General features: G+C 48.3%; 12 protein-coding genes. 9 read left to right on the top strand and 3 right to left on the bottom strand.

Going from position 1 to position 11,821, the window contains the following annotated elements; translation table 11 throughout:
- Positions 1-191 precede the first annotated feature (191 nt).
- The 7 genes from ihfB to ACOMG9_RS12700 all read left to right on the top strand — a co-directional run bounded on the left by ihfB (position 192) and on the right by ACOMG9_RS12700 (position 5,550).
- Positions 192-491, top strand: a complete 300-nt coding sequence (gene ihfB / locus ACOMG9_RS12730) for an integration host factor subunit beta (RefSeq protein WP_422133899.1) — start codon at positions 192-194, stop codon at positions 489-491.
- Between the two features lie 81 nt (positions 492-572).
- Positions 573-893 (top strand): lipopolysaccharide assembly protein LapA domain-containing protein, encoded by a 321-nt coding sequence (locus tag ACOMG9_RS12725; protein ID WP_422133898.1) that lies wholly within the window; start codon positions 573-575, stop codon positions 891-893.
- Positions 893-2,068, top strand: coding sequence for a lipopolysaccharide assembly protein LapB (lapB, locus tag ACOMG9_RS12720; protein ID WP_448217175.1), 1,176 nt, complete (start codon positions 893-895; stop codon positions 2,066-2,068). Before ACOMG9_RS12725 ends, lapB begins: the two co-directional genes overlap by 1 nt.
- Positions 2,069-2,191: 123 nt before the next feature.
- Positions 2,192-2,395, top strand: coding sequence for a hypothetical protein (locus ACOMG9_RS12715; RefSeq protein WP_448217174.1), 204 nt, complete (start codon positions 2,192-2,194; stop codon positions 2,393-2,395).
- A 316-nt stretch (positions 2,396-2,711) separates the two neighbouring features.
- Positions 2,712-2,945 (top strand): FeoA family protein, encoded by a 234-nt coding sequence (locus tag ACOMG9_RS12710; RefSeq protein WP_422133895.1) that lies wholly within the window; start codon positions 2,712-2,714, stop codon positions 2,943-2,945.
- Positions 2,942-5,296: a Fe(2+) transporter permease subunit FeoB gene (gene feoB, locus ACOMG9_RS12705; RefSeq protein ID WP_448217173.1), complete on the top strand. Its 2,355-nt coding sequence runs from the start codon at positions 2,942-2,944 to the stop codon at positions 5,294-5,296. The genes ACOMG9_RS12710 and feoB overlap by 4 nt, the downstream gene beginning before the upstream one ends.
- The gene (locus ACOMG9_RS12700) at positions 5,296-5,550 is read left to right on the top strand and encodes a FeoC-like transcriptional regulator (protein ID WP_448217172.1); all 255 of its coding nucleotides are present in this window, start codon (positions 5,296-5,298) and stop codon (positions 5,548-5,550) included. The genes feoB and ACOMG9_RS12700 overlap by 1 nt, the downstream gene beginning before the upstream one ends.
- Here the strand turns inward: ACOMG9_RS12700 and ACOMG9_RS12695 are convergent.
- The gene (locus ACOMG9_RS12695; RefSeq protein WP_494530328.1) at positions 5,522-6,082 is read right to left on the bottom strand and encodes a class I SAM-dependent methyltransferase; all 561 of its coding nucleotides are present in this window, start codon (positions 6,080-6,082) and stop codon (positions 5,522-5,524) included. The two genes, ACOMG9_RS12700 and ACOMG9_RS12695, sit on opposite strands and share 29 nt — an antisense overlap.
- A 129-nt stretch (positions 6,083-6,211) precedes the next feature.
- Here ACOMG9_RS12695 and ACOMG9_RS12690 point away from each other — a divergent pair, with 129 nt between their 5' ends.
- Entirely contained in the window at positions 6,212-7,006 is a 795-nt protein-coding gene (locus ACOMG9_RS12690) for a hypothetical protein (RefSeq protein ID WP_448217170.1), read from the top strand.
- A 378-nt stretch (positions 7,007-7,384) separates the two neighbouring features.
- Here ACOMG9_RS12690 and fabV read toward each other — a convergent pair whose 3' ends face one another.
- Positions 7,385-8,587 (bottom strand): enoyl-ACP reductase FabV, encoded by a 1,203-nt coding sequence (gene fabV, locus ACOMG9_RS12685; protein WP_448217169.1) that lies wholly within the window; start codon positions 8,585-8,587, stop codon positions 7,385-7,387.
- A 135-nt stretch (positions 8,588-8,722) separates the two neighbouring features.
- Positions 8,723-9,700: a GlxA family transcriptional regulator gene (locus ACOMG9_RS12680; RefSeq protein WP_448217168.1), complete on the bottom strand. Its 978-nt coding sequence runs from the start codon at positions 9,698-9,700 to the stop codon at positions 8,723-8,725.
- Between the two features lie 158 nt (positions 9,701-9,858).
- On the opposite strand from ACOMG9_RS12680, the gene ACOMG9_RS12675 reads away from it, so the two are divergent.
- Positions 9,859-11,700 (top strand): beta-ketoacyl synthase, encoded by a 1,842-nt coding sequence (locus ACOMG9_RS12675; RefSeq protein WP_448217167.1) that lies wholly within the window; start codon positions 9,859-9,861, stop codon positions 11,698-11,700.
- Positions 11,701-11,821 lie beyond the last annotated feature (121 nt).

The following is an 11,821-nucleotide window of genomic DNA, read 5'->3' as shown; positions in this document are numbered from 1 at the left end:
GGTAGGAATTATCTGTAATCCCTGTCAGGTTCGGGACTGCCTGAATTATCGGGTGTCCGGCTAATGAGATGCTTGGCCGCTCCAGGCTACGACTGTTTAATGTCTTGTTTATCTCCTGATCAGGGTGCAGCGTCTGTAACGATACTGATACTTCAGTGTCACCCAAGGGTGCAGGGATAGGAAGAACGACAATGACCCGATCAGAATTGATAGAACGACTGACCGATCTGCAAGATCAGTTGTCGGTGAAGGATGTAGAGCTGGCCATCAAATCTATTCTTGAGCAGATGTCACATTCTCTTTCCTGTGGAACAAGGGTAGAAATCAGAGGGTTTGGCAGTTTTTCCCTGCACTACAGGGCTCCCAGGGTGGGGCGAAATCCCAAGACCGGTGACTCTGTTGTTCTGAATGGAAAATACGTTCCTCATTTCAAGCCGGGCAAAGATATGCGGGATCGTGTAAACAGTAGCCTTAAGAATCTGAAATCTTGATTTTTCCACTGTTGTTAAGCTCTGTTCAATTGTGACTCGGAATCGGATCGTAAATAAGTCATCACTGGAGTTTGATCGAATATGGTCTCTCATTTGAGTATCTGGCTGAAGCGGCTGGTAATACTGTTGGGCAGTCTCCTCCTGCTGATTATTCTCGTCAATTTTATTGTCGCTAACCCACAATTGGTGAGATTCGACCTGGCTGGTTTTTTATTGCCAGAAGTGAAGGTGTCTTCTGTCGTCGTTATCTCCTTTATAATGGGCGGGCTGTTCGGGCTGCTGGTCTCACTGGTGGCTATGACCCGGCTGAGGTTGGCCAATGCCAGTTTTAAGCGTAAGCTGGGCCGACGTGATGCAGAAATACAAAAACTCAGAGCGAATGCCTTGCAAGGATTAACCTGATGCCCGATGTTGCACTGCTGGCGCTGATTATGGTGGCAATGCTGGCAGGATATCTTCTCGGACGTGCTGAAAAAAAGAAAAAAAAAGACCACTTCCCCGGGCGACCCCTCTCTAAAGAGTATTTTGTGGGGTTGAACTATCTGTTAAATGAGCAGACGGATGAGGCCATTGAGACCTTTATCAGAGCGCTGGATATTAATAATGATACTGTCGATACCTATCTTGCCCTGGGTAGCCTGTTTTGTCGTAAAGGAGAGGTGGATAAATCGATTCGGGTGCATCAGGATCTTTTGGCACGACCCAGTCTGACCCCCCTTCAATCCATTCGTGTTCGGCTGGAGTTGGCCAAGGACTACATGACCGCAGGATTATTTGATCGCGCCGAAGCCATGCTGGTCGATCTTTCCAGTCAAAATCATGAATATAGAGTGGATGCGCTTGAACAACTTCTGAAAATCTACGAGAGAGAGAAAGAGTGGCAGCAGGCTGTTGAGATTGCAGAATCCCTCCGTAAATTGTCGGGTGAGTACTATGCCTCCAGGCTGGCTCATTTGTACTGTGAGTTAGCCGAAGAAAAACTGCTTCACAATGATCGATCGGGGGCCAGAAAGTTCATCAGAACAGCATTTTCCAGGGATAAGAACTGTGTCAGGGCCAGTTTGATACTGGGCCAGATAGAAATGGAGGAAGGCCGCGACAGAGAAGCCGTAAAGGCTCTCCAGAAGGTGTCCATTCAGGATAATCGTTACGTGCCACTGACTCTGGAAATGCTTGAAACTGTCTGTCACCGAAGTCATCAGCAGCGTGCTCTGGGCAGCTATCTGGCACGGTGTCTCAATGAGAAGTCGGGCACAGCTATTATATTGGCCATGACGGCTCAGTTAATGAACAGTCGTGATGAAGTGTCTGCCATGGAATTTTTAACCATTCAGTTGCGACGGCAACCTTCTCTCAGGGGGTTGAATGCCTTGATCAATATTCAGTTAAATCATTCCTCTGACCCCTCTCTGACCAGTATCAAACTGTTGAAAGAGGTCACAGACCAGATGTTGCTTGAAAAGCCTGTTTACCAGTGCTTCAGCTGTGGCTTTTCCGGCAAAGAGATGCATTGGCATTGTCCGGGTTGTGATGGCTGGGGAACTCTGGCACCCATTCAGGGCGTAGAAGGGGAGTAATATCCCCATTTGTTTGTTTTACTCAGTGTTCTTGTCTAGACCTGTTTATAGAGCCTTCTTAGTATATCTTCCAAATTTCAGGATGCAGCGTGGGAGGCAGACAGGAAGTTAAGGATGTCTCCGATGAGAAAAAGAATAATCAGTTTTACCGCAGTGACCCTGCTGGCTCTTTCTGCCCCTGTTTTTGCCGACAAAGCCCCATCCCGATTGAAAGTAAAAATGAATATTGCCACTCTTCAGGAACTGGATGAAGCCAGGGTTCAAGTGCGCTATACACTGGCAGAGAAGATTGTCGGAGACAGAGAAAATAATGGCCCCCTGAGCTGAAAGTTAAATTGATTTTCAAGATGCCGCAGTATGACCATTTAATATTTTCGTACTCATTTAGCAGATATTTCTTTTTGATATTTTGAAAAAAATCTATATGAATTAAAAATTAATATTTCTGAAACTACGATATCAATGAGTTCGATTGTTAATTGAAATAATTCTCATTTAGGTCTAATATTCCGCTTGCTTTTCAATCTGTTGTTGTCTTTCCGTAAACCGCCTCAGGTTACTCTTTTCACTACATCATCAGATGTATCAGGAAGCACTCTCTCCCGCTTGCTGTGCGTTCCGGGAGGAGGCTTGGGAGATTGTGATGACGGTCACTTTAGGGGATCTCCGGACAGGAGAGGAAGCTCGGGTCTTCGCTTTCAGGGAAGCAGGCTTAGCCTATCGTCGTAAGCTTCTGGCCATGGGCCTGACGCCTGGAACCTGTTTCAGAGTATGCCGGGTCGCGCCTCTGGGTGACCCTATTCAGCTCCAGGTTCGGGGATTTCAACTCAGTCTGCGTCGTCACGAAGCGGCAGCCGTTGAAGTGACTCGTCTATGAACGAACATGTGTTTGCGATTGTAGGCAACCCTAATTGCGGCAAAACCACTTTATTCAACAGTTTGACGGGGGCCAGTCAGCATGTAGGCAATTGGCCTGGTGTTACTGTAGAAAAGCGCAGTGGTCGCTATGAGTATAAAAGCCAGCTCGTTGAAGTGGTTGACCTGCCCGGTACCTATTGTCTGGACGTGGTTGATGATCAGGTATCGATGGATGAGCGCATTGCCCGTGACTTTATCCTTGCCCGTGAAGCTGAGCTGATCGTCAACGTTGTCGATGCTTCAAATATTGAGCGTAACCTGTATCTGACCACACAGCTGTTGGATATGGGACTCCCCGTTCTTGTTGTCCTCAACATGATGGATGTTGCCAGGGACAAAGGTCTCAAGATCAATGCTGAAAAGCTGTCCGAACAGCTCGGTTGCCCTGTTCATGCCATGATAGCCTCCAGAAACAAAGGAACACCGGGGCTCAAGGATCTTATTAATCAATGCTTTTTTAACGGAGTTGAACCGGCAAAGCCGCAATCTCTGGGAAGCGTTCTGGAAGAATCTGTTACTTGCCTGCAGGCACGTGTTGCCAGTGAGATTGAAGATCGCTCAATTGCACGTTGGGTGTCGCTTAAATTACTGGAGGGCGAGGCCGGTTATGTTGACCAGGTTTCTCAGGGTCTGTTGGAGGCTGCGGTTTTGGCACGATCCCAACTTGAGGACGCCTATGATGCAGAGATGGATATCCTGGTGGCAAACGGTCGCTATGAAAGCATCAGCCTCATCATGAAGGATACTGTCAAAAGCATGGGGAATGTAAGTCAAGGTCTTACTGAGCGTGTCGACCGCATTGTCCTGAATCGACTGGTGGGGTTGCCGGTTTTCTTTGGCGTTATGTATCTGATGTTCATGTTCTCTGTGAACATAGGCAGTGCTTTTATAGACTTTTTCGATATTCTCTCAGGCACTTTCTTTGTCGATGGTGTGAGCCATCTGCTTGAAAGTATCGCTGCGCCGGACTGGATTATTGCGCTGCTGGCCAAAGGTGTCGGTGGCGGTATCCAGACTGTCTCTACCTTCATACCGGTAATTGCTTTTCTGTTCCTGTTCCTTTCAGTACTGGAGGATTCAGGTTATATGGCCAGAGCCGCTTTTGTTATGGACAGGGCAATGCGTTTTCTGGGGCTTCCCGGAAAGGCTTTTGTGCCTATGTTGGTTGGGTTTGGCTGTAACGTACCGGCCATTATGGCGACCCGGACGCTGGAAAATCAGCAGGACCGGATGCTGACCATTGCCATGGCGCCTTTTATGTCCTGTGGTGCGCGTCTTCCTGTCTATGCGTTATTTGCTGCGGCCTTCTTTCCCGGTTTCGGTCAGAATGTGGTTTTTACACTCTACCTGACGGGTATTCTGGCTGCGGTGGTAACGGGTTTGATGCTGAAGAAGAGTCTCTTCAGTGGAGAGGTTACACCTTTTGTTATGGAGTTACCTAACTATCACAGGCCGTCAGTCAAGCATGTACTGCTGAGAACCTGGAGTCGACTGAAAGCCTTCTTGTTCAGGGCAGGTAAAGCGATAGTTCTCGTAGTAATGATACTCAATACCCTGAACTCTGTAGGAACTGACGGCAGTTTTGGCCATGAAGACACCCGGTCATCTGCGCTTAGTAAAATAGGTCAAACCATTTCACCTGCTTTTGCTCCCATGGGTATGTCAGAAGATAACTGGCCGGCGGCTGTTGGCCTGTTCACAGGCATTCTGGCAAAAGAGGCGGTGGTTGGCACGCTAAACTCCATGTACACCTCCATCGCTGAGCAGGAGAATGGCACTCAAGCCCAAGCCCATAATTTTGACTTTATGTCTGGTTTTAAGGAGGCCATGGCAACCATTCCTGTCAATCTTTCAGAGGTGGTATCTTCTCTGACAGATCCTCTTGGACTCAGTGTTGGTGATTTGAGTAATCTGGAATCAGTAGCGCAGGAACAGGCAGTGGAAGTTTCCACCTTCGCGGTCATGCAAAGACTGTTCATCAGTGATGCGGCTGTCGTCGCTTATCTCCTGATGATCCTGCTCTACACACCCTGTGTTGCAGCCCTGGGGGCTATTTATCGGGAATCAGGCCTTCGCTGGACATTCTTTGTGGCGGGCTGGACTTTCTTCATGGGATATTCAGTGGCTACTCTATACTACCAGTTGTCCCGAATTACTATTCAACCACTGACATCCCTGAGCTGGCTGTCCATCATAATGCTGGCCATGACTCTGGTGTTTCTGCTACTCAGGAGGGCAGGGCAGAGAATGCTATTCACTTCAGAAGATCTACCTGCTGAAACACTCAGAAGCTCTACAGGAAGCCATTGATGCTGCTATCAATCAGAGATTTTCTGTCAGAAAAAGGGATCTGTACTTTGGCTGAACTGAGTCAGCATTTTGAAGTAGACCCTGAAGCCATGCAGGCCATGCTGAGTCACTGGGTCAGGAAAGGAAAAGTGGCGGAGGAGTCATCTGGCTGCAAACAGGGGTGTGTCGCTTGTGGGCCTGAACAGTTGATTGTCTATCGTTGGTTAAGCTCGAGTCACTACGATCTCATTCCTGTCTGTGTTCAGAGTGATTAACCCGATATCGATAGACAGGGCTAAGGTATAAATCGTTAGCCTTATTCGTACGTTCAGGCTGCCATCCCGGTAGCCTGAATGTGTGGCTGACGATGTAACAGCCATCCTTCAGTTTCTCCTTGAATGCTCGGGATAACTTTTCCATAGCGCCCGGATAGAGATAGCATACGACCAATCCGGCTTCTTCCCATTGATGTTGAAAAATATCCTGCTGAATGATGATGACATTTTTCAGATGGCTGCAGCGTATTCGGCTGATCCAGTAGGGGAGGGGAGAACGTTCAATTCCGAAGATGATGCGGTCAGGATAGGCATTTGCCAACACTGAAATCAGAGAACCAAAACCACAGCCCAGTTCATAAATGTTGCCATCGACCCTTGAAGGCAGGGTTTCCAGTAGTTTTACTCTTACCTTGCCAGAAGTGGGTGTTGGAGTGATGCCCAAACGCAGGCTCCAAAAGACAATGGTCGTAGTTATCAGGCAGCCTGCAAAAAAGATCAGAATCAGAATTGTGTGTTCAAAGTTAATCATTCCCTTAAAGAACTTTATTACCCGCCAGGTTTTTATATTGCTCTTTATTTGACGCTTTGATCAAGTTCTGGCTGGACAGTTTTGCTGTATGAACTAGCTTACAAACAGAGTCTCAAGTCAAGTAGTGCGATGAATAGTGCAATAAACAGTGCAATAAATAGTGCGATAAATGGTGCCATGAGAAAATTGGCGATCACTGGCGTATTCTCATTGGTCACAATCGTCATTTGGCCTCTCTATGCAGCCGAACCTGTGCCGTCTATTGAAAGTCTGGATGCAGGCTTCCAAAAACTGCAATCAGTACTTGGGCGGTATGAGCCGATGCATGCCAGGCAGTTCCGTATCATTATTGACAAGGAGTATAAAAATAAACCTGTCGAAAATGAGCCGGAAACACTGACCATCTCTAAGGGTGAGGTGCTCATTGGTAATCCTTATCGAATGGCGGATGGCATTGCTTTTGATACGATTGAAGCCATCAGGAATACGTTTTACGAAATTAATAAACATGATCAGCGCAAGAAAAAGTTTCGTGAGCACCGCTATCTGGCGATTCGCTACGTATTAAGAATAGATGCCGAACATCAATGGCATTTTGAAAGCAGTGTACTGTCCCACAGTGATCCTGCCGTGGTGGAGTCCCATGCCCTTACAGGCAATGTCGACTGGCTGAAAAACGGCTTTGAGCTGACAGGTTTTACCTCGGGTGTTGCATACACAGCGGGAGTTAAGCCTCTGCCCATAGCGGTCTATGCTCAATTAAAATTCATACGTGCCGGTGATGAATTGTACATTGATGATCAATGGCAGGATTATAAAATGACCAAAGGTCCCAATGGCAAGCTACTGCCATTCCCGGATTTCAATCAGCCCGTCGGGCGCCCTCAGTCCTGGTACAGTCGGGAAGCTTCTTACTATGAGTAAAAGCCTATCGTCATCTATCGCGATGCGCTTCGGCTGCCAGATGGTTAGGGAGCATAGTTGGTTTAGATTTGCGCCACCGACTTTGCTGGTTTGACTTTTTTAGGTGTTTGCAACAGAGTGACATTTTCCTGATTTTGACCAAAAATATTAGCTCTTTAAAAAGATGTTAAAAATCATATGGTTATAAATGGCTCAAAAAATTGGGGTGAATTTGATATTTATTCCTAAGTTGCTGTTATATAAGTGGTTTGATGCTTTATACTCTGGTTCACTGCCGTGCAGGCAGCTTAGAAAATAGGTAGGATTGGTTGGCTGTCGTATTTCAACGAGCTTGGGAATTGATAAAAGAGGGCTTTCAAGCCCTCCCGGATCGGTCGATCAGATATCAATCACGTCAAAAGGCACTAATGGATTAACATCCGCCTCATAATCAACGCCTTCAACACCAAAACCAAAGAGTTTCAGGAACTCTTCCTTGTATTCAATGTAATCAGTCAGCTCGGCCAGGTTTTCGTTGGTCAGTGCTGGCCAGAGTGCCTGACAGTGTGATTGAATGTCATCCCTCAGCTCCCAGTCATCCAGGCGCAGGCGATTGGTGTCGTCCACTGCCGGAGCCTGGCCGTCTTCTCTGTAAAGGCGATCACGGAACATTCGGTTGATCTGCTCGATACAGCCTTCATGAACACCTTCTTCGCGCATCTTTTTGAAGACCATGGCGATATAGAGGGGCATTACCGGAATGGCGGAGCTGGCCTGGGTAACGACACTCTTCAGTACTGCGATGTTGGCTGAACCATTCAGGCTCTTGAGTTGTTTATCAATGGCGTGGGCGGCACGGTCGAGATCCTTTTTGGCTTGACCCAATGCACCTTCCCAGTAAATAGGCCAGGTAAGTTCGGTACCAATATAGCTATAGGCCACAGTTTTACAGCCTTCTGCCAGGACACCGGCTTCTGAAAGAGCTTTTATCCAGAGTTCCCAGTCTTCACCCCCCATTACCGTCACCGTTGCTGCTACTTCTTCTTCGGTCGCAGGCTCAACAGAGGCTTCAAACAGTTGATCTTTGTTGGTGTCGACGGCAGTCGCCTTATAAGGCTGTCCCATAGGCTTGAGTACGGAACGGATCACTTCACCACTGTCAGGCAGTTTACGGACGGGAGAAGCCAGGGAATAAACTACCAGATCGATCTGGCCCAGATCTTCCTTGATCAGTTCGATTGTCTTGGTTTTGGCTTCGTGACTGAATGCATCTCCGTTCAGGCTTTTTGCATAAAGACCTGCTTCATGGGCCAGCTTTTCGAAAGCGGCAGAATTGTACCAACCTGCCGTACCGGGTTTTTTTTCGGTCGCAGGCTTCTCGAAGAAAACACCGATGGTGGCCGCGCCTGAACCAAAAGCCGCAGTAATTCGAGAGGCAAGGCCGTAACCACTGGAAGCACCAATGACCAGGACCCGCTTGGGACCCCCGGCCACTTCACCCTGAGCCCTGGTATAAGCGATCTGCTCTTTAACGTTCTGCTCACACCCGACAGGGTGGGTCGTTGTGCAGATAAATCCGCGAATCCTTGGCTTGATAATCATCTTTGGCTCCGGTTAACGATAAGAGACGGCACACGGTTCACTGTGCCATAACAGTCGAGTAAAGCTTATCCAAAACCGGCAGGGTGGAAAAGGCGCAGGCGGTATAGATCAGTCGGTATATTGATACGAAATGTATCAAGAGCTCTCAAGATAGAAAAGTTTGTCCCGAACACTGCGCTTAAAGTCGCTTGGCGTGAGCTGGAAGTGTTTCTGAAACAGTCGGCTGAAATAGTCAGGGTCTGTGTATCCGGCCTGGTAGGCTGCTTCCCTGATTGAAAGGTCGGTACTTTTCAGGAGATCCGAGGCCAGGGTCAATCTCATTCGCTGAATATAAGCGGTGGGGGAGAAGCCCGTTGCTTCCTTGAATCTTCTGTGCAGCGTTCTTCGTGTCAAGCCTGAAGCTGCTACCAGGTTTTCCATCTCAATAGCTTCACAATAATGCTGCCTTATCCATTCCTGAAGCCGGACGATGATTTCATCGTTATGAGCGGTTGTGTGATCTTCGGCGAACAGCATCTGATCCATAGGTCGACGAATTTCGTGGGAGAACTGCTGCTCGACCTTATGGGCAATTTGTTCTCCCATGCTCAGCTTAATAAGGTGAACCATAAGATCGGCAACCGAGTTGACACTTCCGGCACAGAATATTCTGCCTGAGCGGGTAATCAGGTGGTGGGGTTTAAAATCAACCTTGGGATAGTGTCGCTTTAATCGTTCAAGAAAATACCAGTGAGTCGCTGCGGGCTGGTGATTCAATAAACCTGTTTCGGCCATAAATGTGACCCCGGTTGCTGCTACGCAGAAGGTAGCGCCCTGCTGATGCTGATACCTTAGCCATTTCACCATTGCTCTGGATTGTTTGACCACGGGTAGGGGATTGCGCCAAAGGCCGGGCACAATGACAAGGTCTCCGGGACCTGTTTCAGAAAAGGTCACTTCCGGTGTCAGAGGAATTCTGCTCATGCTGATGATCGGGTTAAGTTGCTCGGCACAGAAACAGATTTTGACGTCTGGGTGTTGATGTCTCAGTCGACTATAGGTGACTCCTGCCTGGATCATTTCAAGGGGTAAACTGATGCTGGTAGACAGCATATGATCCACAAGGGGAATCATAACTCTATTCAGTGAAAGCGTTTTCTGTACCAATGCACCGGCCTTTGAATTCGATGGTATGGCGTAATAATCTGGTATATTGGCGTAAATGTACAGATGAGTTGATGAATGTCCTATTAAACTACCGCTATATCTTTTCTCTAAATGGAGTTGTTACCGTGAGCAGATTGCCGGTCATTGTCGCGCAGGGAGGCATCAGCCCGGCGGGACGAAGTTCAGGGTTTCATGGCTATCATCGCCTGATATTTGATCAATTGGGTGCTCAGCAACAGCAGAAAACATTGTCTGCTATCGCACGACTCAGGGGTTTGGATAAAGACACACCGGCAGACACCATTCTTTCAGGTACTTTGATCAGGCAGCTGGAAACCAACCTGTTTGATAATAATGCTCTCTATTATCACCAGCCCCTCAAAGCCGACAAGGGTTCCGAACTGATTCTGCCCAAGTGCAGGCTGCCCAGGCCATTACCGGAAAACTGGCAGGTAGAAGAACTGAATGATGGTCGAAATGTCAGAGTGTGTTTTTCTGGTGCGCAAACCCTGATGTTGCCTTCAACAAGAGCAGGTTCGGTCAATGCTGCTGGTCAGTTACCCAGCGGTTTTGATCCTGCTGCGCTCTACCAGTCCAGACATCATCCCCGTTCACTGGCTATGACGGTTTATGGTGCCTCAGATGCCTTGCAATCCTCTGGTTTGGATTGGCAGCTCTTAAAAGACAATTTGTCTCCCGAACAGATTGCTGTCTATTCTGGCAGTGCCATGAGCCAGCTCGACTATAACGGCTATGGCGGTATGCTGAAAGCCCGCCTGATGGGTAAGAGGGTTAGTTCCAAGCAATGTCCACTGGGCTTTGCTGAAATGTCTGCTGACTTTATCAATGCTTATATCCTGGGTTCACTGGGTAATACCGGCACTTCAATGGGAGCCTGTGCGACCTTGCTTTATAACCTGCAGCTGGCAGTAAACGACATTCGTTCCGGCAAGCGCCGTGTGGTGATTGTTGGCAACAGTGAGGCACCGGTCATTCCTGAAATCATGGATGGCTATAGCACCATGGGAGCTCTGGCTACGGATGATGCTTTGAGGAAGCTGGATGGTCTTGACGATCTTACCAACCCCGATTGGAGTAATGCCTGTCGTCCTTTTGCAGAGAGTGCCGGTTTTACCATTGCCGAGTCTTCTCAATACTTTGTCTTGATGGATGATGGACTGGCGCTGGAGACCGGTGCTGAAATTCTCGGGGCGGTGGCTGATGTTTTTGTGAACGCAGACGGCTATAAGAAATCCATTTCAGCGCCCGGTGCCGGCAACTATCTGACCCTTGCCAGGGCTGCCGCTCTTGGCAGGGCGATTCTGGGAGAGGACGCTCTGCGACAGAGAAGTTTTGTTCAGGCTCACGGTACCGGTACCCCACAGAACCGGGTGACTGAATCCCGCATCCTCAATGAAACGGCTCGTCATTTTGGTATGAATAACTGGCCTGTCACTGCAGTTAAGAGCTATCTGGGTCACTCTATTGGTGCGGCTGCCGGTGATCAGCTAATGTCGACACTGGGTGTCTGGCATCAGGGCATTATTCCCGGAATCAGAACCATTTCCGGCATTGCTGAAGACGTTCATCATTCACACCTTGAAATCAGTATGAATCACAAACAGATGGACCCATCACAGATGGCCATGTCGCTGATCAATGCCAAAGGTTTTGGGGGCAACAACGCTACGGCACTGGTTCTGAGTCCTGATATAACCCGTGAGATGTTAAAAGCCAGACACGGCGAGCAGGCACTTTCATCCTGGCAGCAGTGCTATGAAACTACGTTCCGCCGTCAGGAAGAGTATGAGTCTGCACAGCTGTCTGGCCAGGCGGAGCCTATTTATCTATTTGGTGAAGGGGTTCTTGGAGAAGACGATCTGGAGTACACCGACCAATCCATTAAGGTACCCGGTTTCGGCCACCCGGTGAATCTGGAAGTAGATAATCCTTTCTGGTCTTTTTGATCTTGGAAGCCTGATGAAGTGGGGGCACCACCTTTCCAGCCCTGGACATAAGAAGAGTTAATGTATCCCGTTATTCGGCTGCACTGGATGATATCATTGAGTCATACCCGAGCAAACGTTC

It is taken from the genome of Endozoicomonas sp. PH6C, from assembly GCF_059322965.1.
The sequence above is the reverse complement of the archived record's forward strand: the minus strand, read 5'-3'. Positions and strand labels throughout refer to the sequence as shown.